General features: G+C 71.0%; 24 protein-coding genes. 11 read left to right on the top strand and 13 right to left on the bottom strand.

Annotated features, from left to right (window positions below; genetic code table 11):
* Window positions 1–20 precede the first annotated feature (20 nt).
* The 3 genes from NDW01_RS24305 to NDW01_RS24315 all read right to left on the bottom strand — a co-directional run bounded on the left by NDW01_RS24305 (window position 21) and on the right by NDW01_RS24315 (window position 3,334).
* Window positions 21–947 (bottom strand): tetratricopeptide repeat protein, encoded by a 927-nt coding sequence (locus NDW01_RS24305; protein WP_252823811.1) that lies wholly within the window; start codon window positions 945–947, stop codon window positions 21–23.
* A gap of 121 nt (window positions 948–1,068) precedes the next feature.
* A complete protein-coding gene (locus NDW01_RS24310) occupies window positions 1,069–2,736 on the bottom strand; it encodes an acyl-CoA mutase large subunit family protein (protein WP_252823813.1) in 1,668 nt (555 codons plus the stop codon).
* A 91-nt stretch (window positions 2,737–2,827) separates the two neighbouring features.
* Window positions 2,828–3,334, bottom strand: coding sequence for a MarR family winged helix-turn-helix transcriptional regulator (locus NDW01_RS24315; RefSeq protein ID WP_252823815.1), 507 nt, complete (start codon window positions 3,332–3,334; stop codon window positions 2,828–2,830).
* Between the two features lie 258 nt (window positions 3,335–3,592).
* Between NDW01_RS24315 and NDW01_RS24320 the strand changes: the two genes are divergently transcribed.
* The 5 genes from NDW01_RS24320 (at window position 3,593) to NDW01_RS43925 (ending at window position 8,992) form a co-directional block, all read left to right on the top strand.
* The gene (locus NDW01_RS24320) at window positions 3,593–4,270 is read left to right on the top strand and encodes an ATP-binding cassette domain-containing protein (RefSeq protein ID WP_252823817.1); all 678 of its coding nucleotides are present in this window, start codon (window positions 3,593–3,595) and stop codon (window positions 4,268–4,270) included.
* Entirely contained in the window at window positions 4,263–5,513 is a 1,251-nt protein-coding gene (locus NDW01_RS24325) for a hypothetical protein (RefSeq protein WP_252823820.1), read from the top strand. The genes NDW01_RS24320 and NDW01_RS24325 overlap by 8 nt, the downstream gene beginning before the upstream one ends.
* A gap of 103 nt (window positions 5,514–5,616) precedes the next feature.
* Window positions 5,617–6,390: a DUF2127 domain-containing protein gene (locus NDW01_RS24330; RefSeq protein ID WP_252823822.1), complete on the top strand. Its 774-nt coding sequence runs from the start codon at window positions 5,617–5,619 to the stop codon at window positions 6,388–6,390.
* A gap of 105 nt (window positions 6,391–6,495) precedes the next feature.
* Window positions 6,496–7,185 carry a DUF4230 domain-containing protein gene (locus NDW01_RS24335; RefSeq protein ID WP_252823824.1) on the top strand — a complete coding sequence of 230 codons (690 nt, stop codon included), beginning with the start codon at window positions 6,496–6,498 and terminating at the stop codon, window positions 7,183–7,185.
* A gap of 76 nt (window positions 7,186–7,261) precedes the next feature.
* A complete protein-coding gene (locus tag NDW01_RS43925; protein WP_252823827.1) occupies window positions 7,262–8,992 on the top strand; it encodes a bifunctional lysylphosphatidylglycerol flippase/synthetase MprF in 1,731 nt (576 codons plus the stop codon).
* Between the two features lie 42 nt (window positions 8,993–9,034).
* Here the strand turns inward: NDW01_RS43925 and meaB are convergent, their stop codons facing one another.
* Window positions 9,035–9,991: a methylmalonyl Co-A mutase-associated GTPase MeaB gene (meaB, locus tag NDW01_RS24345; protein ID WP_252823831.1), complete on the bottom strand. Its 957-nt coding sequence runs from the start codon at window positions 9,989–9,991 to the stop codon at window positions 9,035–9,037.
* A 9-nt stretch (window positions 9,992–10,000) separates the two neighbouring features.
* A complete protein-coding gene (locus NDW01_RS24350; protein WP_252823833.1) occupies window positions 10,001–11,179 on the bottom strand; it encodes an acetyl-CoA C-acetyltransferase in 1,179 nt (392 codons plus the stop codon).
* An 85-nt stretch (window positions 11,180–11,264) separates the two neighbouring features.
* Between NDW01_RS24350 and mce the strand changes: the two genes are divergently transcribed.
* From mce to NDW01_RS24365, 3 genes are all read left to right on the top strand, one after another.
* Window positions 11,265–11,693 carry a methylmalonyl-CoA epimerase gene (gene mce / locus NDW01_RS24355; protein ID WP_252779300.1) on the top strand — a complete coding sequence of 143 codons (429 nt, stop codon included), beginning with the start codon at window positions 11,265–11,267 and terminating at the stop codon, window positions 11,691–11,693.
* Between the two features lie 238 nt (window positions 11,694–11,931).
* Complete coding sequence (locus NDW01_RS24360; RefSeq protein ID WP_252778923.1) at window positions 11,932–13,239, top strand: DivIVA domain-containing protein; 1,308 nt, start codon at window positions 11,932–11,934, stop codon at window positions 13,237–13,239.
* Window positions 13,240–13,418: 179 nt separating this feature from the next.
* On the top strand, window positions 13,419–14,744 hold the full coding sequence (locus tag NDW01_RS24365) for an AI-2E family transporter (RefSeq protein ID WP_252823836.1): 1,326 nt from the start codon (window positions 13,419–13,421) through the stop codon (window positions 14,742–14,744).
* A gap of 52 nt (window positions 14,745–14,796) precedes the next feature.
* On the opposite strand, the gene NDW01_RS24370 is transcribed toward NDW01_RS24365, so the two are convergent.
* The 6 genes from NDW01_RS24370 to NDW01_RS24395 form a co-directional block, all read right to left on the bottom strand.
* The gene (locus NDW01_RS24370) at window positions 14,797–15,582 is read right to left on the bottom strand and encodes an alpha/beta fold hydrolase (RefSeq protein ID WP_252823838.1); all 786 of its coding nucleotides are present in this window, start codon (window positions 15,580–15,582) and stop codon (window positions 14,797–14,799) included.
* Window positions 15,583–15,752: 170 nt separating this feature from the next.
* Complete coding sequence (locus tag NDW01_RS24375; RefSeq protein WP_252823840.1) at window positions 15,753–16,463, bottom strand: alpha/beta hydrolase; 711 nt, start codon at window positions 16,461–16,463, stop codon at window positions 15,753–15,755.
* Window positions 16,464–16,473: 10 nt separating this feature from the next.
* Entirely contained in the window at window positions 16,474–16,785 is a 312-nt protein-coding gene (locus NDW01_RS24380; RefSeq protein WP_252823843.1) for an ATP/GTP-binding protein, read from the bottom strand.
* Between the two features lie 46 nt (window positions 16,786–16,831).
* A complete protein-coding gene (locus tag NDW01_RS24385) occupies window positions 16,832–18,490 on the bottom strand; it encodes a 3-hydroxyacyl-CoA dehydrogenase (RefSeq protein WP_252823846.1) in 1,659 nt (552 codons plus the stop codon).
* Between the two features lie 112 nt (window positions 18,491–18,602).
* Window positions 18,603–19,184, bottom strand: a complete 582-nt coding sequence (locus NDW01_RS24390) for an AAA family ATPase (protein WP_252823848.1) — start codon at window positions 19,182–19,184, stop codon at window positions 18,603–18,605.
* 97 nt (window positions 19,185–19,281) lie between these two features.
* Window positions 19,282–19,671: an ATP-binding protein gene (locus NDW01_RS24395; protein WP_252823858.1), complete on the bottom strand. Its 390-nt coding sequence runs from the start codon at window positions 19,669–19,671 to the stop codon at window positions 19,282–19,284.
* Between the two features lie 151 nt (window positions 19,672–19,822).
* Here NDW01_RS24395 and NDW01_RS24400 point away from each other — a divergent pair, with 151 nt between their 5' ends.
* The gene (locus tag NDW01_RS24400; protein WP_252823860.1) at window positions 19,823–20,677 is read left to right on the top strand and encodes a helix-turn-helix domain-containing protein; all 855 of its coding nucleotides are present in this window, start codon (window positions 19,823–19,825) and stop codon (window positions 20,675–20,677) included.
* Entirely contained in the window at window positions 20,674–20,799 is a 126-nt protein-coding gene (locus NDW01_RS44430; protein ID WP_406567758.1) for a DUF397 domain-containing protein, read from the top strand. Before NDW01_RS24400 ends, NDW01_RS44430 begins: the two co-directional genes overlap by 4 nt.
* A gap of 594 nt (window positions 20,800–21,393) precedes the next feature.
* Here NDW01_RS44430 and NDW01_RS24405 read toward each other — a convergent pair.
* Window positions 21,394–21,909, bottom strand: coding sequence for a hypothetical protein (locus NDW01_RS24405; RefSeq protein ID WP_252823863.1), 516 nt, complete (start codon window positions 21,907–21,909; stop codon window positions 21,394–21,396).
* Between the two features lie 43 nt (window positions 21,910–21,952).
* Window positions 21,953–22,312 (bottom strand): MerR family transcriptional regulator, encoded by a 360-nt coding sequence (locus NDW01_RS24410; protein WP_252823866.1) that lies wholly within the window; start codon window positions 22,310–22,312, stop codon window positions 21,953–21,955.
* Window positions 22,313–22,376: 64 nt separating this feature from the next.
* Between NDW01_RS24410 and NDW01_RS24415 the strand changes: the two genes are divergently transcribed.
* Complete coding sequence (locus tag NDW01_RS24415; protein ID WP_252778911.1) at window positions 22,377–22,703, top strand: putative quinol monooxygenase; 327 nt, start codon at window positions 22,377–22,379, stop codon at window positions 22,701–22,703.
* Window positions 22,704–22,729: the final 26 nt, after the last annotated feature.

The following is a 22,729-nucleotide window of genomic DNA, read 5'->3' on the forward strand; positions in this document are numbered from 1 at the left end:
CGCCCATCCCGTCGAGAGGTCTAGAAGAGCGCCGAGGCGAGCCTGCGCCGGGCGCGGGCCACGCGCGGGTCGTCCGGGGGCAGGACGTCGAACAGCGACAGCAGGTGCTTGCGCGCCGCGTCGCGCTCGTCGCCCGTCGTGCGGCGCACCGCGTCGATCAGGCGGTCGAACGCCTCGTCGACCCGGCCCTCCAGCAGCTCGAGGTCGGCGGCCTTCGCCTGGGCGGCCGCGTCGTCGGGCCGGTCGGCGGCGTCCTTGCGCACCGCGGCCGGGTCGTACGATCCGGCGCGGCGCTGCAGGTCGACCAGGGCCAGACCGCTCTTGGCGAACGGGTCGTTCGGCCTGGTCTCCAGGATCCGCCCGAACGCCGTGGCGGCGCCGTCGAGGTCGCCCCGCTGCAGCGCGGCCTCGGCCTCGAGCTCCAGCGGGTCGGCGGCCGGCTGCTGCGCGGCGTCCGCGCCGTCGTCCTCCGGCAGGAGACCCTGCTGGCGGAGCGCGTCGAACAGCTGGTCCAGCACCTGGCGTACCTGCGGCTCGGGCGCCGCGCCGTTGAGGACGGGGAGCATCTGGCCCGCGACCACGGCCGCCACGAACGGGATGCCCTGCACCCCCATCCGGGCGAGCTGCTGGCCGAGCGCCGGGTTCGCGTCGATGTCGACCTTGGCGAGCACCCAGCGGCCGCCCGCCTCATTGGCGAGCTTCTCCAGGATGGGGCCGAGCTGCTTGCACGGCTGGCACCAGTCGGCCCAGAAGTCGACGAGCACCGGCACGCTGCGCGAGCGCTCGACGACCTCGGTGTTGAACGTCGCGTCGGTCACGTCGATGACGCTCGAAGAGGAGGAGTCTCCCGAAGCTCCCGAGGCCGGGCGCTGCTGCTGTCTCTGGGCCGCGGCACGCCGCGCGCCGAGGTCGATCGCGCCGTGCAACGAGAAGTCCGATGACGTCATGTGTCCATCCTGCCGCATGCCCCGCCGTACGAATACGCACGGCCGCCACGAAATCGATCAAGCACGCTCCACGATCGCCCGGACACGTGAGGTGACGGCCCTCCAGGGGCGAGGCGACGGGTCAGAAGCGGGCCGGCTCGGCGTAGTCGCCCCACTCCTCGCGCAGCACGCCGCAGATCTCGCCGAGGGTCGCCTCGGCCCGTACGGCGTCGAGCATGGCGGGGATCAGGTTCTCCTCGGTACGGGCGACGTCGATCATCCGGCGCAGGGCCGTGTCGACGGCCTCCTGGTCGCGCGCCGCGCGCCGCTCGGCCAGGAGGCGGTTCTGCTCACGCTCGACCTCGTGCCCGACGCGCAGGATCTCCAGGGGCTCCTCGATCGACTCGGTATGGCGGTTGACGCCGACGATCTTCTTCTCGCCCTTCTCCAGCTGCTGCTGGTAGGTGAACGCGGCGTCGGCGATCTCGGCCATGAACCAGCCGTCCTCGATGCCGCGCAGGATCCCGCCGGTGATGGAGCCGTCCGGGCTCATGTCCTTGATCCGCGCGAAGATCCGCTCGGCCTCCTCCTCGAGGCGGTCGGTCAGCGCCTCGACGTACCAGGAGCCGCCCAGCGGGTCGACGACGTTGACGACGCCGGTCTCCTCCATGATCACCTGCTGGGTCCGCAGGGCGATCTCGGCGGCCTTCTCGCTCGGCAGCGCCAGGACCTCGTCGAGGGCGTTGGTGTGCAGGGAGTTCGTGCCGCCGAGCACGGCGGCGAGCGCCTCGACGGCGGTGCGCACGACGTTGTTGTCGGGCTGCTGGGCGGTCAGCGACACCCCGGCGGTCTGGGTGTGGAACCGCAGCCACTGCGCCTTCTCCGACGTCGCGCCGTACACGTCGCGCATCCACCGCGCCCAGATGCGGCGCGCGGCGCGGAACTTGGCGATCTCCTCGAAGAAGTCGATGTGGGAGTCGAAGAAGAACGACAGGCCGGGCGCGAACCGGTTGACGTCCAGCCCGCGGGACAGGCCGAGCTCGACGTAGCCGAAGCCGTCCGCGAGCGTGAACGCCAGCTCCTGCGCGGCCGTCGATCCGGCCTCCCGGATGTGGTAGCCGGAGACGCTGAGCGGCTTGTACGCCGGGATGTCGCGGGCGCAGAACTCCATCAGGTCGCCGATGAGGCGCAGGTGCGGCTCGGGCGCGAAGAGCCACTCCTTCTGCGCGATGTACTCCTTGAAGATGTCGGTCTGCAGCGTGCCGTCGAGACCGTGGACGTCGACGCCCTGGCGCTCGGCGGCGACAAGGTACATGCAGAAGATCGGCACGGCCGGACCGGAGATGGTCATCGAGGTCGTGATGTCGCCCAGCGGGATGCCGTCGAACAGCACGTCCATGTCGGCGGCGGAGTCGATCGCGACGCCGCAGTGCCCGACCTCGCCGAGCGACCGGGGGTCGTCGGAGTCGCGGCCCATGAGCGTCGGCATGTCGAAGGCGACCGACAGGCCGCCGCCGCCCGCGCCGAGGATCATCTTGTACCGCTCGTTGGTCTGCCGGGCGTTGCCGAAGCCCGCGAACTGCCGGATCGTCCAGGTCCGGCCGCGGTAGCCCGTGGCGTACAGGCCGCGCGTGTAGGGGTACTCCCCCGGCCAGCCGATGCGCTCGAAGCGCGGGTCCTCGGCCGGCGGCCCGTACACCGGGTCGACCTCGATGCCGGAGAGCGTGGTGAAGTCGGCGTCGCGTCGGCGGGAGGCGTCGTACCGCTCCTGCCAGCGGTGACGGCCCTCTTCGATGTCCCGGATGTCCATGAGCGCTCCTCAGGCCGGTGGCTCTCCCTAGATACTAGGATGTCCTATTATCTCGCCGCCAATCATCCCGGCCGGGTGACACCGGCACCGCTCAGTCCGCGAAATCCCCCGCCGCGACGCGGAGGCCGCGCAGTGTCCGGAACATCTCCTCCAGCTCACCCGCGTCGTACGCGCCCAGCCCGAAGTCCGCGGCGAGGAGGTCGGCCGTGGCGCGCTCCACGGTCTCCCGGCCGCTGTCGGTGATCTCCGCGAGCACGCCCCGGCCGTCACGGGGGTTGGGGCGCCGCCGGACGTAGCCCTGGCGCTCCAGCCGGTCGATGGTGTTGGTGACGCTCGTCGGATGGACCATCAGCCGCTCGCCCATCCGCGACAGCGGCAGCGCGCCCTTCCGGCTGAAGGTCAGCAGCACGAGCGCCTCGTACCGGGCGAACGTCAGGCCGTACGGCTTCAGCAGGGCGTCGAGTTCGGCGATCAGGATGGCCTGGGCCCGCATGATCGAGGTCACCGCCAGCATGGCGGGCGACCGGCCCCAGCGGCGTTCCCAGAGATCCCCGGCGCGGGCGATCGGGTCGAAAGGCAGGTTGAGCGGCTTGGCCACTCACATACGTTATCGCCTGACCGGCCCGACATCGGCCGAATCACGCTTGATATAGGCGCGATCGACCTGGGAATCCCGCGAATCAACCGCAATCCCGGCGGCCGCCTAAGGAACGCCGACACTCATCATCAAGGCAAGTTATAGTTCCATTGTCGACGCGTGCGGACGACGGCAAAGAGGGGCGTCGCGCAGCGGTTCAGCGCCGCGATCGCCCCCGCCCTCGCGCACGCGTCGCCAATTCGGGGGGTAATTATGATCGTGAATTCTTCCGCGATCGTGGCACGGGGCCTGGGGATCCGCCGCAGACGGCGGTGGATCCTGCGTCCCACCACGGTCGAGATGGCATACGGTGTCGTGGGCCTGGCCGCTCCGGCGGGCCCGGCCAGGTCGGCGGTGCTGCAGACGCTGGCGACCCTGCGCCACGCGTCCGTGGGCGAGCTCGAGGTGCTGGGCCAGGACGTGACCCGGCGGGCCGGGCGGCGCGCGGTGCGCGCCCGGATCGGCCTGCTGCCCGCGCGATTCGCCTGGACGTCCGGCTTGTCGACCCGCGACTTCGTCGCCTACGCGTCTTACTACAAATGCACGCCCCGCCGGGCGGTCGACGCGATTCTGGAGCGATTCGGGCTCAGTGACGCCGCGGCGCTCGAAATGGACATGCTCCCGCAAGATCTGCGATTGCGCGCGGGCATCGCCGCGGCGTGCGCGCACGAGCCGGAGCTCGTCTTTCTCGACGAGCCGCTCGCCGGCATCGGTGATTCCGAGCGCGAAGAGCTGATCCCGCTGCTGCGGGCCCTGGCCCCGGCGGTCGTGGTGACCGCCGCCGATCCGGCGGAGCTGTCGGGGTGGTGCGACCAGGGTCTCAGCATGGTGCGGGGGCGCCTGGTCGAGGCGCCGTGCGTCCCCCGTCCACGGGCGCGGGTGCCCGCCGGTGTCTGACCTCGGCCGGGTGCTGCGGATCGACGCCCGCCGTACGGCCCTGTTCCTGGCCGTGCCGGCGCTCGCGTTCCTCGGCGCCGTCGCGGCGTGGCGGGCGCTGCTCCCGGGCGTCGCGTACTGGGACGACGCCGTCGCGGCGCTGTTCTCCTCGGTGTGCCTGCTCGGTCCGGCGTCGGCGGGGTTCGCCGCGTGGGTCGCCCTGCGCGAGCACCGCCTCGACTACCTCCGCGGGCTGACCGCCCGCTCTCCCGCCCTCGGCCCGCTGCTGGACCTGCTCCTGCTGGGGATCGTCACGCTGTGCGCGTACACCGTCGTGGCCGTGGTCGTCGCCGCCAAGACGATGATCCACGTGGAGGCGGGCCATCCGAAGCCGATCGGGCCGCTCGCCGGAGCCCTCACGCTGCTGGTCTACACCGTTCTGGGCTACCTCGCCGGCCGCGTGGTCCCCCGGCTGCCGACCGTCCCGGTCGTCGCGGTCCTCACCTACCTGTGGGGCGCCGTCCGCCCCGGGGCGTGGGCGGACCTGCTGCCGCCGCCGGGCATCGGGCACATCGGGCTGTTCGCCGCGCTGCGCACCGAGCTGCTCGCGGGCCAGGCGCTGTGGGCGTTCGGGCTGGGCACCGTCCTGGTCACCGGATACCTCTGGGCGCTGACCCGGCACGTCTGGCTGGCGCTGCCGGCGGTCGCGGCGGCGGGCGTCGTCACGGGCACCACGCTGTGGCTCCACGGGCAGCAGCGGACCCCGCCGGTCGTGCCGCGGGCGTTCTCCTACGCCTGCCGCCAGTGGCCGCTGACCGTCTGTGTGCACCCGGCGCTGCGCGCGGCGCTGCCGTCGCTGGAGGCGGGGCTGACCCCGCTCGCGACCCGCCTCAGCGGCACCCCCGGGCGCTTCGTCCGGGTCGAGCACCGGCCCGACAACGACTTTCCCCGGCCCGGCCGCGGCGTCGTCTACATCCACCTCGGCGACCTGTCCCCGGGGTACGCCCACCGCGCCGAGCAGGAGATCGACATCAGCCTGCTGGACGCGCGCACCTGCGGCGACCCCCGGCACGCGGCCGGCGCGCACTACAGCGCCCTGGTCTCGGCGTGGCTGCTCGACGAGGCGCCGCCGCGGATCACCGACACGGTGGCCGCGGACGACTTCGCCCGCTGGGACGAGCAGCGGCGGCGCCGATGGCTGCGCGCCCACTACGCGCGCTACCGCACCTGCACGCTGCGCGGCCGGGACTTCCGCGTCCGCTGACGCGACCGTCCACGGGCGACGTGATCCGTCCGTCCATGAACGACGTGATCCGTCTGTGCGCGAACGACGTGCTCTGTCTGCCGGTTTTCACTATCGTCGGGCCGTGGACTGGAGCCTGCTGAAGTGTGCCCGTTCGGGGCACGTCACCTACGCCCCCGACGAGCCGCCCCTGCGGAACCGGCTGCACGTGGCCACGCCGACCGGGGAGGCCTGGCGCTGCCTGCGCTGCGGCACCTACGTCCACGGCGAGCCGCACGGGAAGGGCCCGGCCGACCGCGCCCCGCTCGTCGCGCGCGGCCGGGAGCTGCGCGACGAGCTGATCATGCGGTTCTTCGCCCTCGAGCGGGTGATCCGCGGCCTGCTGATCGTCGCCGCGGCGTACGGCGTGTGGCGGTTCTCGGCCAACCGCGGGTCGATCCAGCACGCCTTCGAGAAGGACGTCCCGCTGCTGCGGCCGCTCGCCAACCAGGTCGGCTGGGACCTGGACCACTCGCGCATCATCGAGGAGATCCGGCACGTCTTCACCCTCAAGTCGGAGACGCTGACCTGGTTCGCGGTGGGGCTCCTGGCGTACGCCCTGATCGAGCTCATCGAGGCGGTCGGCCTGTGGCTCGGCAAGCGCTGGGGCGAGTACTTCGCGGTGGTCGCCACGTCGTTCGGTCTGCCCGTCGAGATCTACGAGCTCACGGAGCGGATCACCGCCGTCCGCATCGGCGCGCTCGTCATCAACGTCGGCCTGGTGCTGTACCTCATCCTCTCCAAGAGGCTGTTCGGCGTCCGTGGCGGCAAGGAGGCGTTCGAGGCGCGCCGGCGCGGCGAGTCGCTGATGGAGGTCGAGCAGGCGGCCGTGTCCCCGCACGCCGAGACCGCTGGATAACGATTTCGACCGTACGACCAGGTCACCCCCTTTCGTGGGATGAGTGAGCCTCTTCGGGGGTAATTCCGGTCTTAGCCGAGCCCCCTAGAGGTGAGTGAGACGAGAATGGTGCGACCGGAAGCCCCCGAAGACGACCCCGCATCCCGGCGGCCGCGCCGGCGGCCGGGCCTTCGCTGGATCGCGCTCATCGTCGTGCTCCTGGCGCTGGCGTACGCCGTCCTGCAGGCGGTCAACGCGCTTCCGCACTGGCTTGACCCGTTCGGTGAGAAGACGAAGGACCGCAGCGGTCCCGCCGTGCTGCGGTCCATCCAGAACCTCTCGCGGTACGAGGCCGCGACCGGTGACTTCCAGGTCATCGTGGACCTGGAGAAGGACGCGCGCTTCCTGCCCGGCGCGCTCCGGGGCCAGCGGACGCTGTTCGTGGGCAGCGGGAGCGTCGACGCCTACGTCGACTTCTCCGGGCTGAGCAACGGAGCCCTCACGACCGACAAGGACCGCACGTCGGTGACGATCCGGCTGCCGCACGCCAGGCTGGAGAAGACCAACCTCGATCCGAAACGCAGTTATGTCTTCGCGCAACAGCGCGGACTGTTCGACCGAATCGGACAGTTCTTCAGCTCGAACCCGAATCAGCAACAGCAGCTCTACGTGCTCGCCGGCCAGAAGATCCAGGATGCCGCCAAGGACAGTGGCCTGGCCGAACGCGCCGACACGAACACCAAGCAGATGATCACGAACCTTCTGCGGGGTTTGGGCTTCAAAACCGTTACGGTGACTTATGCCACATCACCGTAATCTTACCGAGACGGTCCGCGGGGAATAGCACTACCAAACGGCCCGTTACGGATAAACCGGGGTGATCTTTGTGTCCGTGGCAGGCGTCTCAGCTCTCCACCGCGCGTCCGGTTCCCATCGCCGGCCGACCTGGCCGCTCGCGCTGCCCATCGCGGCGGCCGCGGTCGCCGTCGCACTCCCCGCCGTCGGCGGCTCGAGCCCCGAACGCCCGGCGCACCTCGTCATCGGGGAACTGTTCCCGAACGGCCAGGAGCTCCTGCTCGCGCTGATCCTCCTGGCGACCGCGCGGGGCGTTCTCCTGCGCCGCCGGGTCGCGTACTACGTCATCCTGCTGCTCACCGGCCTGTCGGCCCTCGACGCGCTCGAGTCCTGGCAGTTGGGCCGCCTGATCCTCCTCACCGTCGCCCTCGCCGCGTTCGTCCGGTACCGCGGGGAGTTCACGACCTCGCCGAGCCGGGTGCGCACCGCCGTCCGCGCCGGCCTCATCACCTACGGGCTCGCGATCTCGTACGGCCTGGCGGTGATGATCCTGCAGTGGCACCAGATGACGCCCGACCCGACCCCGGCCGACGCCGGACGCGAGATCCTCTCCGGTCTCACCGCGTCCGGCCCCGGCCCGGTCCACTTCAGCGGCTCGGCCGACCACTGGTTCGAGGCGAGCCTGGGCGTCATCGGCGGCGGCGGGCTGCTCGCCATGCTGGTCATGATGCTCACGCCCGCGCCCCCGCCCCCGCCGGGCAGTGACCGGGAACGCGCGGAGGCGGCGCGCCTGGTCGACGACCAGGGCTCCGACACCCTCGCCCCGTTCGTGCTGCGCAGCGACAAGTCCTACGTCTTCAGCCCCGACCGGCGGGCCGTCATCGGATACCGCGTGCTGTTCGGCGTCGCGGTCGCGGGCGGCGACCCCGCCGGCGACCCGCGCTCCTACCCGGCCGCGGTCGACGAGTTCGCCGCGCTGGCGGAGCGCTCCGGGTGGCGGATGGCCGTCCTCGGGGCCCGCGCCGACCTGCTCGACCTGTGGCGCCCGTACGGCCTGCGCTCCATCGAGATCGGCGACGAGGTGCTGCTGTCGCCGAAGGAGTTCGGGCTGAGCGGCCGGAGCATGCGCAACGTCCGGCAGGCGGTGCAGCGCACCCGCAACGCGGGCGTGACCGCGCAGGTCGTCCGCGAGGGCGACCTGACCGCCGACGAGCGGGCGCGGCTTCAGGGCGTGGCCGCCGAGGCCATGGACGGCGCCGAGGAACGCGGCTTCTCCATGAACATGGACGACCTGCTGACCGGGCGGCACGCCTCCTCGGTCGTCGTGGTCGCCCGGGACGCCGACGGGGCGCCGATCGGCTTCCAGCGGTACCTGCCCAGCGCCTGCGGACGGCGGATCTCCCTCGACGCGATGCGCCGCCTCCCCGGCGCCCCGAACGGCCTGAACGAGCGGATGATCGTCGACGTCATGGAGTACGCCCGCGAGCGCGGCATCGAAGAGGTCTCCCTCAACTTCGCGGCGTTCCGCGAGCTGTTCGACACCGCGGAGCGCGGGCCGCTGGAGCAGGGCGGCTACCGCCTGATCCACCTGCTCGACCGGTTCATCAAGGTCGAGTCGCTCTACCTGTTCAACCGGAAGTTCCGGCCGCGCTACGTACGGCGGGCCGTGGCCTTCCCCTCGTGGACGAGCCTCCTGACCGTCGGGGCGGCCCTGCTGACCCTGGAGTTCGGCCACCGCCACCCACCCCGCGCCGACTCCACCTCCGCCGCCCCCGACCAGGTCCCCGAGGACGGCTACGCCCCCTCGTCCTGGCGCTCCGCAGGATGACACGGAACGGCCAGGACGAGGGAACGTGGCGGATGTAGGCGTTCAGTCGCCGGTGAGGCCGGCGATGAGTTCGTCGGCGGCGGAGTAGGGGTCGCAGTCACCGGACAGGACCTTGGCGGCGAGCACGTCGAGGCGCTGGTGGCCGTGCAGATCGCCCATCCGCTCGCGGAGCGCGGTGACGGCGATGGCCTCGACCTCGTCGCGGACCCGCGCCAGCCGGCGCCGGCGGAGCTCGCCGGACTCCTCCATCCAGGCGTGGTGCTCGTCGAGCCGCCGGATGACGTCGTCGACGCCCTCACCCTTGACCGCGACGGTCGGCACGATCGGCGGCTTCCAGCCGACGTCGCCGGCGAGTGCGATCATGTTGCGCAGGTCGCGTACGGTCTGCTGCGCGCCGTCCCGGTCGGCCTTGTTGACGACGAAGACGTCCGCGATCTCCAGGATCCCCGCCTTCGCGGCCTGGATCGAGTCGCCCATGCCCGGCGAGACCAGCACGATCGTCGAGTCCGCCAGCGAGGCGATCTCCACCTCGGCCTGACCGACCCCGACGGTCTCGACCAGCACGACGTCACAGCCGGCCGCGTCGAGCACGCGGATGGCCTGCGGGGCCGCCCAGGACAGGCCGCCCAGGTGGCCGCGGCTGGCCATCGAGCGGATGAAGACGCCCGAGTCGCTCGCGTGGTCCTGCATGCGCACCCGGTCGCCGAGCAGCGCCCCGCCGGTGAACGGTGAGGACGGGTCCACCGCCAGCACGCCGACGCGCATCCCCCGCTCGCGGAACGCCCTGACCAGCGCGCCGGTGGACGTGGACTTCCCGACGCCCGGCGCGCCGGTCAGGCCGATGACGCGCGCCCGGCCGGCGAGCGGGTTCAGCGCGGCCATGATGGGCCGCAGCTGCGGCGAGGCGTTCTCGACCAGGGAGATCAGCCGCGCCAGCGCGCGCGGCTGTCCCTTCCTCGCCCGCTCGACCAGATCATCGACGTCGACGTGTCGTGCCACCCCGGGTCCTCAGACCTTCAGGATCAGGGCGTCGCCCTGGCCGCCGCCCCCGCACAGCCCCGCCGCGCCGACGCCGCCGCCCCTGCGGCGCAGCTCGTACGCCAGGTGCAGGACGATCCGCGCGCCGGACATGCCGATCGGGTGCCCGAGGGCGATGGCGCCGCCGTTGACGTTGACCTTGCTCGCATCGACGCCGAGGTCGCGCATCGACTGGACGCCCACCGACGCGAACGCCTCGTTGATCTCGATCAGGTCCAGGTCGTGGACGGTCAGCCCCTGCTTGCCCAGGGCGTGCTTGATGGCGTTGGACGGCTGGGACTGCAGCGAGTTGTCCGGGCCGGCGACGTTGCCGTGCGCGCCGATCTCGGCGAGCCAGGTCAGCCCGAGCTCCTCCGCCTTGGCCTTGGACATGACGACGACCGCGCACGCGCCGTCGGAGATCTGCGAGGACGAACCCGCGGTGATCGTGCCGTCCTTGCTGAACGCGGGCCGCAGGCGGCCCAGCGACTCGGCGGTCGTGTCGGGGCGCACGCCCTCGTCGGCGGAGAACACGACGGGGTCGCCCTTACGCTGCGGGATCTCCACCGGGACGATCTCGTCGTCGAAGAGCTGGTTCTTGATCGCGTCGGCGGCGCGCTGGTGCGAGCGGGCGGCGAACTCGTCCTGCTCCTCGCGCGAGATGCCGAGCTCGGCGTTGTACCGCTCGGTCGACTCGCCCATCGAGACGCCGTCGAAGGCGTCGGTGAGACCGTCGTGGGCGGTGGCGTCGAGCACCTCGATCGAGCCGTACTTATAGCCCTGGCGCGCCTTCGGCAGCAGGTGCGGGGCGTTCGTCATCGACTCCATGCCGCCCGCCACCACGATGTCGAACTCGCCCGCGCGGATCAGCTGGTCGGCGAGGGCGATGGCGTCCAGCCCGGAGAGGCAGACCTTGTTGATCGTCAGCGAGGGGACGTTCATCGGGATGCCGGCCTTGACGGCGGCCTGGCGGGACGGGATCTGTCCCGCCCCCGCCTGCAGCACGTGGCCCATGATCACGTAGTCGACCTGGTCGCCGGTCAGGCCGGCGCGCTCCAGGGCGGCGCGGATGGCGATCCCGCCGAGGTCCACCGCTGCGAAGTCCTTGAGAGAGCCGAGCAGGCGCCCGATGGGCGTCCGCGCTCCGGCGACGATGACGGAACCGGCCATGGATCGAGACCTCCGACGAATGGTGGGGGCGACGTTTGCCAACATACCCACTAGAGAGCCGGGACTTTCCAGGGAGGCCAGCGCCATGCTCACCCGAATCGATCACGTCGGCATCGCATGCCATGATCTTGAGGAGAAGATCGGTTTCTACGAGAGCACGTTCGGTCTGGTCGTGGCGTCGCGGGAGGTCAATGAGCAGCAAGGGGTGAGGGAGGCGATGCTCCACGTCGCGGACGGGCCCGCGGGCGCCTCGTACGTGCAGCTGCTGGAGCCGCTGCACCCCGATACGCCGGTGGGGAAGTTCCTGGCGAAACGGGGAGAAGGCGTGCACCACATCGGATACGGAGTCGACGACGTGGTGGCCGCCCTCGAGAGCATCGGAGGCAAGGGCGTGCGCCTGCTGGACGAGCGGCCGCGGCACGGCTCGATGGGCGCCTCGATCGCGTTCCTGCACCCCAAGGACGTCGGCGGCGTTCTGACGGAACTGGTTCAGGCGAAGCCGCGCGAACACTGACTCATCAACACCCTGTGCGAACCGGGTTCCTTACCTGATCGCCACATGGGCTCTGACAATCGCGACAAAGTGCCCAGGTCGTAAAGTTGAGCCCCCAACACGGCAGTGTCGGGAGTACTCTGCTGTCGCCGGAAAGTGGTAGCGCCCGTGCCGTACCCCGTAACACGCAGTACTCGCGCGGCCATCGTCTGGTACCTCCACCACTTGTAGCCGTCTCGTCACAGCAGGATTGAGCCTCATGCAGTCCGACATCGACGCCCAGCTCAGCAACTTCTTCGAAGACAGCACGCCCCCACGTGAGTTCGACGTGGTGCTGCGCGGCTACGACCGGCACCAGGTCGAAGAGCACATCAAGCAGCTCGACGCCGAGGTCCGCCAAAGCCGCGAGCAGACCCAGGCGCTGCAACGGGAGCTCTCCGACGCACATCGTCAGCTTCAGGAGCAGGAGCGCCCCACCTATTCCGGCCTCGGCGCGCGCATCGAGCAGCTGCTGCGCCTCGCGGAGGAGCAGGCGACCGAGCTCGTGCAGGCCGCCCGCACGGAGGCCAACGAGATCAAGGCCGCGGCCAAGGTCGACGCCGCGGAGTTGCGCGCCGCCGCGGAGAGCGAGGCGGCCGATGTCCGCGCCACCGCCAAGCGCGAGGGCGACGACATGCGCAACGCCGCCGAGCGGGAGGCCGAGGAGGTGCGCACGGCGGCCCGCCGGCACGCCGACGAGCTGACCTCCACCACCGAGCGCGAGGTCGCGAAGCTGCGCGCCACCGCCGACCACGAGGTCGCCGAGAAGCGCGCCAGCGCCGAGCGGGAGATCGCCAAGCTCCGGACCACGACCGAGCGCGAGGTCGCGCAGCTGCGGGCGTCCACCAAGCGCGAGCGCGACGAGATCCTCACCACCGCCAAGCGCCAGGCCGACGAGATGCGGGCGCAGGCCAACCGCATCCTGGAGGAGAGCGAGGCCCAGCGGGCCCAGGCCGAGGCGGAGTTCGAGATCCAGCTGGCCGCCCGGCGCGAAGAGGCCGAGCGGCAGGACGCCGAGCGGCACGCGGCGGCGCAGAGCGCCACGCAGAAGCTCGTGGCCGAGGCCGAGCAGCGCGCCGCGTCGGCCGAGCAGCGCGCCACCAAGGCGACCCAGCAGGCCGAGCAGACGCGCCGCGAGGCCGACAACCACGCCAAGCAGCTCGTCGCGAACGCCCGCAAGAACGCCGAGCAGATCATCTCCGAGGCCAAGTCCCAGGCCGAGCACCTGCTCAGCGAGACCAAGAGCGAAGCCGAGCGGATGCGCACCACGGCCCAGCGCCAGGTGGACGAGCTCACGCGCCAGCGCGACAGCATCACCAGCCACCTCAACCAGCTGCGTCAGCTCATCGGCGGCGTGTCCGCGCCGATGGGCGGCCCGACCGAGGAGGCCATCTCCGCGCCGCCGGAGAAGCCCGCGATCGCCCCGGCCGAGCCCAAGCCCGCCCCGAAGCCGGCGCCCGCCGCGCCGAGGCCGGCTCCGGCGGAGGCCAAGAAGAGCGACGACGAGGACGACTGGTGGCAGGAGTGACCTCGTTCGCCGTACGGCCGCACTGAGCCGCGGCCGCGCCGACCGGTTCGACCGGGTGACGAGGCGACGATCCGGTCCGTGGTGGCGGCCGCCACCACGGACCGCTGCACGAGATGGCGGAGAGCCTAGGGGAGATGATCCCCTAGGCTCTTTCCAGCATCTAGCTCAAGGAGACGTGCGTGCCGGCCGAAACCCCCCACGACGGCGAACCGCGCGAGGAGGCCGGAGCCCTCGCGGACAGCGCCCGGCAGCCGACGGGCGAGGCCGGAACCCTCACGGAAACGACGGGCGAGGCCGGAGCCCGCGCAGGAAGTCCCCGGAAGCCGACGGGTGAGGCCGGAACCCTTACGGAGAGCCCCCGGAAGTCGACGGGCGAGGTCGCCACCGTCGACCCGGTCACCGACATCGAGGCCCGGGAGCGGGAGGCGGGCGTCGACGCGCTGTTCCCGTTCGGCCGTCCCGGCCGTCCGCTGACCCGCAATCATCCGTTCGTCTTCGGCTTCTACGGCGCGCTCGGAGTGCTCGCCGCGTACATGCTGGTCAAGGCGGTCACCGACGCCCGGCAGGTGATCATCCTGATCGTCGTCGCGCTGTTCCTCGCCGTGGGCCTCAACCCGGCGGTCGAGGCGCTGACGCGGGTCGGGGTGTCCCGCCGCTGGGGCGTGCTGATCGTCTTTCTCTGCCTGGTCGGGTTCTTCGTCGGTTTCGGCTTCGCCATCGTGCCGCCGATGACCGAGCAGGTCACCGCCTTCATCAACAACCTCACGAGTGGCCACGGCTATCTCGAGCAGTTGCAGCACAACTCCAAGCTGCAGGACTGGGACCACCGCTACCACCTGCTCGAACGCGCCCAGACGGCGCTGCAGAGCAAGGACCTGGGCAAGCAGGCCGCCAACGGGATCCTCGGCGTCGGCCAAGTGGTGATCAGCGGCGTGTTCAGCACGTTCACCGTGCTGATCCTCACGCTCTACTTCCTCGGCTCGCTGCCGAACATCACCGGATTCATGTACCGCCTGGCGCCCCGCTCCCGGCGCGCCCGCGTCGCGCTGCTGGGCGACGAGATCCTCTCCCGCATCGGCGGCTACGTCGCCGGGAACGTCCTGATCTCGGTCATCGCCGGGATCGTGTCCTACATCTACCTGCTGATCGTCAACGTGCCGTACGCGATCGCGCTCGCCATGCTCGTGGCCATCACCGACCTGATCCCGCTGATCGGAGCGACGATCGGGGCCGTCCTCGTCACGGCGATCGCGTTCTTCTCCGGCTTCTGGACCGGCATCGCCACCGCGATCTTCTTCCTGATCTACCAGCAGATCGAGAACTACCTGGTTCAGCCGCGCGTGATGAAGAAGTCCGTCGACGTCCAGCCGGCCGTCACGATCATCGCGGCCCTGCTCGGCGGCGCGCTCCTCGGCGTGATCGGCGCACTCCTGGCCATTCCCACGGCGGCCGCGCTCGCGCTGATCCTCCGCGAGGTCGTCATGCCCCGCCAGGAGGGCCTCTGAGCGGGCCGCCGGCGCCGAGCGACCGGCGGGTCGTACGGCCGTCGGCCGGTGGTCAGCGGGTCGTCCGGCCGAGCGCCGCCGCGAACTCCGCGACCGTCTCGTTGAACAGTTGCGGCTGTTCGACCGCGGTGAGGTGACCGGATCGGGGCACCAGGGTGAGCTCGGCGTTCGGCAGGGCGTCGACCATCGCCCGCGCGTCCGCCTCCGTCGTGATCTCGTCCTCCACCCCGTGGACGACGAGCGCCGGGACCGGCAGCTCGCGGAGCAGGTCGAGCGCGTCCGGGCGAGCCGCCATCGCCCGCTGCGCCCACGCGGCGGCCGCCGGAGGCGCCGACTGCACCAGGCCGCGCACCCGCCCGTAGATCAGCGCCCGTTGCCGCATCGTCGTCGGCCCGACCAGGCGGGGCAGTAACTCCTCCAGGAGGACGTCGACGGTCTTGTCCGCCTCCAGCCGCTCGGCCATGCGCAGCCGCCCGGCCGCCGCCGCCTCGGTGTCGGCCGTGGCCTTCGTATCGGCGAGCACCACGCCGAGGACGCGGTCGGCGTGCCGGCGGCAGAACGCCAGGGTGACGTAGCCGCCCATCGACAGGCCGCCCACGACGGCCCGGTCGATCCCCTTCGCGTCGAGCAGCGCCGCGACGTCGTCCGCCATCACGTCGACCGACGGCTCGGCGGTGCCGAGCGGGGATCCTCCAAAGCCGCGCAGGTCCGGGGTGAGCACCCGGAACCGCGCGGACAGCGACTCCCGCTGCGCGAGCCACATGGCCGAGGAGAGCGGGAACGCGTGCAGCAGCACCAGCGGTGTCCCGTCTCCGACGTCACGGCTGTACAGCTGCACGGCTATCACCTCATCAGCGAAGAATTCGGCTCAGCCCCGGCGAACGCCCGGACCCAGCTCATCCTCACCGCTCCGGGTGATTCCGCCGAGGGAGTGGCCGTGTTCGGTCGCTGAGGTTTAGGGAACGTGAACGACCGTCGCGAACCCTTATACCGCTGCGAAGGATTCTTCTACTCGACGTCGGTGGGCAGCGGATACGCGTCCGGCGCGACGCGGCGGACGATCTCGCCCAGCACGATCCGGACGTACGGCTCGCCGACCCACAGGTGCTTGGCGTCGTCGACGCCGACGACCTCCGCCTGCGGCACCCGCTTGAAGCGTTCGCGGGCCTCCGGCGGCTGCAGGTAGTCGTCGCGTTCGGGAACGAGCGCGACCAGCGGCCGGCCGAACTCCGCCCACGCGTCGAGGTCGGCGTCGGTCGCCCGGTGCAGCGGCGGGGAGAGCAGGATCGCGCCCTCCACGAGCGGATCGCGCCCCCACTTGAGGGCCAGTTCGGTGCCGAACGACCAGCCGAGCAGCCACGCGCGCGGCAGGTCGTGGTACTCCGCCCATTCCAGCGCCGCCGCCACGTCGTACCGCTCGGCGTCGCCGCCGCCGAACTCCCCCTCGCTCGTCCCCCGCTCGCTGGTCGTCCCGCGCGTGTTGAACCGCAGCACGGCGAGCCCGGCGAGGGCCGGCAGGCGGTACGACGCCTTGCGCAGCACGTGGCTGTCCATCATGCCGCCGTGCGTCGGCAGCGGGTGCAGGCAGATGAGGGTGGCGACGGGCGGCCGGTCCTCGGGCAGGGCGAGTTCGCCGACGAGGGTGAGCCCGTCGGCGGTCCGCAGCTCGATGTCCGTACGACGCGCGGGCAGCACCGTGCTCGCCCGGATCTCCCCCATCTCGATCCCTTCAGTAACGCGGGCCCCGGCGGGACCGCTGGATGTTCGGCAGCCGGTTCAGCCTGTGGTTCCAGCACGGCCGGTGCCAGTGCCGCCGGTCGTCGAGTCCACCGCCCTCGGCGGGCCAGGCCACGAGGTGCCCCACGCCGGGCATGATCTCCTGGTCGCAGCCCGGGCAGCGGTACGCCTTGGTCCCGCCCGCCACCGGCCGTACGATCCAGTCGCCGTCGGCCCCCTCTTCGATCCGCTGCGGACCGCCGAACGCGCCCGCCCCGGTCTCCCGGACGGTGTCGCGGTCACGGCGGTTTCTGCGCGGACTCATGGCGTTCAGGGTAAAGGGACCGCATCGCAGGCGGACGAACCGGCCCTCAGCGGAAGGTACGGCCCGCGGTGAACAGCTCCTCCAGCAGCGGCGCGGGCGCGTACGCCGGCTCGCGGGACTCGGTGTAGAGGGCGCGCAGCGCCTCCACCGCGTGACCGAGGCCGAGCCGGTCGAGGTCGGCGATCGGCCCGATCGGGTACCCGCAGCCGTAGCGCATCGCGGCGTCGATGGAGTCCGCGTCGGCGTAGCCCGCCTCCAGCATCCGGACGGCGTCGTTGAGGTACGGGACGCGCAGCGCGTCGACGATGTACCCGGCCCGGTCGCGGCAGCGCACCGGACGCCTCCCGAGCGCCGTGAGGTACTCGGCGGCCCGGCGCGCGACCTCCGGTGCGGTCACCACCGTCGCGGCGATCTCGGCGAGCTCACCCGCGGGGTCGGGCAGGTGCAGCCCGATGACGTCCTGCGGCCGGTCGGTCGCGGCGGCCACCTCGATGACCGGCGCCGTGGTCGTCGTCGTGGCGAGAACGGCGCCGGGCTTGGCGACGTCGTCGACCGCGGCGAACAGCGACCGCTTCACCGACGTGTCCTCGGCCACCGCCTCGATGATGAGGTCGCAGTCGGCGAGCAGCGCCAGCTCCGTACCGCCCTCGACGGGCTGCTCCAGCGCCGTACGGACGGCGTCGGCCTTCTCCGCGTCCCCCGCGACGAACCGGACGTCGGCCCCGGCCCGCAGGCATCCGCCGATGAGCGCGACGGCCAGCGGCCCCGAGCCGACGACCCCGACCCGCAGCGGCGCCCCGGCGTTCCGGGCCGCCTCGGAGGCCACGGCGGCCTCGGCGGCTGCGGCGGGTGCGTCGTAGGAGTAGAAGCCGCGGCCGGTCTTGCGGCCCAGCAGACCGGCGGTCACCATCTGCCGCAGGATCGGCGCGGGCGCGTGCCGCCGGTCCCGCGTCTCCCGGTAGATCGCCTCGCAGACCTCCAGCGAGACGTCCAGCCCGATGAGGTCCATCAGCGTCAGCGGCCCCATCGGCAGGCCGGTCGCCTTCATCGCCGCGTCGATGTCCTCACGGCTCGCGTGCCCGGAGTCGTACATCGCCGCCGCCTGGTTGAGGTACCCGAACAGCAGGCGGTTCGCGATGAATCCGGCCCGGTCGCCGACCGTCACCCCGACCTTGCCGAGCCGCTCGACCAGCCCCTGAACGACGGCCAGGGCCTCCGGCCGGGTCAGCACCGTGTGAATGATCTCGACGAGCCTCATCACCGGCGCGGGGTTGAAGAAGTGCACTCCGACGACCTGCTCCGGCCGGCTCGTGCTGACGGCGATCTCGGTGACCGAAAGGGAGGAGGTGTTGGTGGCGAGGACGGCGTCGGCCCGGCAGACCTCGTCCAGCTGCTCGAACACGCGCCGCTTGAGCCCGAGCCGCTCCGGGACGGCCTCGATGACGAGGTCGCAGTCGCCGAGCGCGCCGAACGACGTGGACAGCTCGATCCGGTCCAGGATCGCCTGCTGCTCCTCGGCGGAGAGCCTGCCGCGCTTGACCGCCCGGCCGGTGGACCTCTCCAGGTGACCGCGACCGCGCTGCAGCGCCTCGTCGCCCACCTCGACCCCGACGACCGCCAGCCCGCTCCGGGCCAGCACCTCGGCGATCCCGGCCCCCATCGTCCCGAGCCCCACGACCCCGACCTTGTTCAGCGAAGCAGCCATGCCCGCAGTCTCCCAAAGCCCCCGCCCGCTCCCAAGCCCCGCCCCGCCCGGCACCGTCCACCCCTACCGAAGCCCTGGCGAAGCCGCTCGAACGGCCGAGTCGGAGCGCCGTTCACCGAGCCTTCTGCGCGCCGCAGCCGATGGCGTCGAGAACGAACCGCGCGCGTTCCACGACCCCGGCGCGCGGGAGGAGGACCGGCTCGTACCCGTAGTCGGTGTACGCCGCGACGCAGGCGTGGAAGGTCCGCTCCGCCTCCTCCGGGGACTGACGACGGTCGTCGTCCCGCCGGTAGATCTCCGGCCAGTGCGGGGCGACGAACACCCGCCGGCCGTACCGGAACCGCTGGGCGGCCGCGTGTAGGTGCGGTGGTACGGGCAGCCGCATCAGCCGCAGATAACCGATGACGTCGACGACACCGCGGTCGAAGAAGACCGGCGCGTTCGCGGTCGCCCCGTACTCCGTCGCGTGCCGGTACGAGCGCAGGTCCCACCCGAGCATCAACTCGGCGAAGAGCCCGGGATCGCGCCACGGCAACGCCCGACCCCCGATGGCCGCCTGGTCCTGGATGATGGCGCGGCCCCCTTCCGGCGCACACGCGAAGCGCTCACGGCGCAGATGCTCGATGAGCGTCGTCTTCCCGGCCCCGGGCCCTCCGGTGACCACGACGAACCGGTTCTGCGACTGCACGGACATCCGAGACCTCCTCGGTACGGGAACGGGGGACGCACTGAGCTCAGGGATGAGGCCGCCGGTGGGCTTCGCCGCGGCGAAGAGCGTGACCGGCCGGGCCTCAGCCGCGCAGGCGGAACCAGGTCGTGGTGCCGTCGCGTTCGGCCTGGACGCCCCAGTCGGTGGCGAGCGCGGCCACGATGACGATGCCCCGGCCGCTCTCCGCGAACGCCTCGTCCCGCATATGGGGCAGGTCTCCGCTCGCGCCGTCGTCCGCGACGCGGATCTCCAGCACGTCTCCGTCCCGCGCGACCACGATCGTAACGTGGCCGCGCTCGCCCGACCTCGTATGCACGACCGCGTTCGTCACCAGCTCGCCCGCGCACAACTCGGCGTCGTCGGCGGCCGGATGGTCCTCCCCCACCAGGTCCCGGACGAAGCGGCGGGCGTGCGCGACGCACCGCTCGCTGCCCGGAAGCGTCAGCGTCCCCAGCACGATCATCGCCCCCATGACGACTCCTCTCGCCTGATAACGCCGCAAGCATCGTCGCAGTGAGTAACGCGTTCAATACGCTTCGTTGAATGGGGATGACGGCGAGGAGCCGATTTGCACATAGCCGGTTCCCGTGGCGGCAGGGCCGCTGACCGGCGAAGATGCCGCCATGGCCACCATCACGCCGACGATCCGGCTGCGCAGGCTGGGCATGGCCCTTCGCGACCACCGCGAAGCGGCCGGCCTCACCTTAGACGAGGCGGCTCGCGTCCTGATGCGCTCGCCCTCCTCGCTGAGCCGCATCGAGAAGGGCCTGCACCACGTCCCGGTACGGGACCTGGAGTACATCCTCGGCAAGTACGGCGTCGCCGACCCCGCCGTACGGGACCGCCTGTTCGACTGGTGCCGCAACGGCCGCAAGAAGGGCTGGTGGCAGCGCTACGCCACCGACCTCTCCCCCGAGATGATGGACTTCATCGGCCTCGAAGCCGACGCATCAGCGATCGACTTTTTTGAGCTGATGCTGATCCCCGGCCTACTCCAGACGGAGGAGTACGCCCGAGCTCTGATCGAGACCGGCCCGTTCGCACACGATCCACACCAGGTCAGCCGCTTGGTGGCGATACGAATGAAACGTCAGGATGTCCTGACCCGCACCACGCCGCCCTCCATCCGCGTGATCCTGGACGAAGCCGTTTTGCGTCGTCAGGTAGGCGGCCCCGATGTTATGCGCGCCCAACTCCAGCGGCTGTTGGATGTCGCCCAATCACCTCAAGTCACTCTGCAGGTGATTCCGTTCTCTGCGGGAGCCCACTGGGGCGTGACCGGCGCATTCACGCTTATGAAGATCAGCGGTGCTGGCGCGTTGCGGGTCGTAACCGTCGACTCGTTGAGTACCATCTCCTACCGCGAAGAGGACCAGGATCTGGATACTTACACCGCTGCATTCGACGAGCTACGCAGCCTGGCGCCACCTGCAACGGATTCTCAGGCGCTGATTCGAAGGCTATTGTCGACGACGTGAACACATCACAATCGAATACCACCTGGCGGACAAGCAGCTACAGCGGAAACCAGGGCGGGACCTGCGTACAGGTGGCCGCCCTGTGGAGTACGAGTCGCTACAGCGGCGAGCCCGCGATGTGATCCCTTGCGAATACTGCGTGCTATCGGCAGCATCCGCCAGTGATCACTGCGCACTCACGTCCGATGGTCACGTTGTCGCCGAGATTGCCGGGTCGTACGCCGCCGGTTTCGGCGGCGTACGAAATGCTCGGCGAAGCGCTCCCCCAGCCGCACTTTGCCCTGGTGCGTCATATCTCTGCGATGCTTCACCGAGGGTTTCGCTCGGGTCGGCGCGGGAGGCGGCCAGCGGAGGCGGCTCGACCGCCGACCATCGCTTGACGGGTGACCGTCGCCCGCCAGGAGACTGCTCTTCTCTCGCCATCTACCGAGGCGAGAACCCGGTTCTGGCTCCACTTTCGTGATGAACGGCGGCCGACCGGTCGAACCCGCCCCTTCACGGCCCACCCCTACCGCCCCGCCTTCCCTCCGCCTTTGCTCTGCTCACCTCGGATGTACACCTGAAGCGGTTCACTGCCTACCCGGCGTGAGCAGAGCAAAGGTTCGCGGGAACGCGGGCGGTCTGGTGGGGAACCCGAACGAGCCTTCCGAGTGTGCCGTTCGAGCGATTGCGGCCTTTCCTGCGGCGGGCTCGTCGCCTTCCGTGGGGTCCGCAGGTCAGGCGCGCGGGTCGACGTTCCAGGCGGCGGGGAGCTCCGTGTCGCAGAAGACGCAGTGGTAGTCGTCGTCTCGGACGACGTTCCGCTCGTCGCAGGCCGGGCAGCGGCGGAAGATGACCGGATGGGTGAAGTGGCCCGGGTGCTCGAGGCCGGCGCGGTCGAGAGCGTCACGGACCGCGGGCCAGGTCGTGACGTCCGGGCAGTAGCCGGTCGACTGGTTGCTGATCTCGTACACGATCCAGCGGCCCCACTCGTGGCGGAAGGTGAGCTCGCCGGCGCCCAGGACGGGCGCTCCGCCCGCGCACGCCACGTGCTCGCTTCGCCGGGGTGCCAGCCGCAGCGTGCCGGTCAGGTCGACGACATAGGTGAAGGGCTCAGCGAGTTCGGCGTCGTCTCGGCCGGTGAGCCAGGAGATGAGGTCGCCGGGAGAACCGATCGCGTGCCTCTCCTCGCCCGGCTTGACCGCCGAGAGGAGGTCGACGGGACCGACGTATCGGTATCGCCGCTCGGTCACCGGATCACGCTGCCCACTGCGTCGCGCTGCTTGAAGAGCCGGTTCAGGCGCGGGCGAGTGCGCGGGTGGAGGCTTCGAGGAGGTCGCCGAGCGCGGTGCGGGCATGGGTCAGGTCGGCGATGCGGGAGTCCAGCTCGGCCAGTTGGGTTCGGAGGTGGTCGAGAACGCACGCCTGGAGTTCGGTGCCGTCACCGACGAAACACGGCATGAGCTCGCGGATGACCCTGGTGGGGAGCCCGGCGGCCAGAAGAGTGCGGATGCGGGCGACGGTGGCGGGGGCCTCGGAACCGTACTGGCGGTGACCGCCCGCGCTGCGATGAGAGGTGAGCAGACCCTGCGCCTCGTAGTAGCGGAGAAGGTGGATGGCCACATCCGTCTCGCGGGACAGCTCCCCGATCTTCATGTGACGCACCTCATAACAGAACGGCTTGAACCTCACATCGATCTGAGATTCTAACGTTGGGCTCATGACGACGACATCGACGGCGCAAGCCCCCGTTTCGCTCTACGGATTCCTGACCCCCAAGCCCGGGCACGCCGACGAACTCCGGCGGTTGCTGCTGGCCCTCGTCGAGCCGTCCCGAGGACACGAGGGCAGCCTTCAGTACCACCTTCACGAGCAGGAGGACGGCCGGTTCTTCCTGTACGAGGTCTGGCGTACGCAGGAGGACCTCGACCGGCACAACGCGACCCCGCTGCTGCGCGCCTTCATGGACGAAGCGCCGGCGCACCTGGAAGGGGCGCCCGAGGGCTACTTCGGCGTGATGAGGAGCCCCTACCCGGTCACGGACTGACCGGCCGACCGGGCGACCCGCCGGGG

The organism is Actinoallomurus soli (assembly GCF_024055715.1).
Lineage (GTDB): Bacteria > Actinomycetota > Actinomycetes > Streptosporangiales > Streptosporangiaceae > Actinoallomurus > Actinoallomurus soli.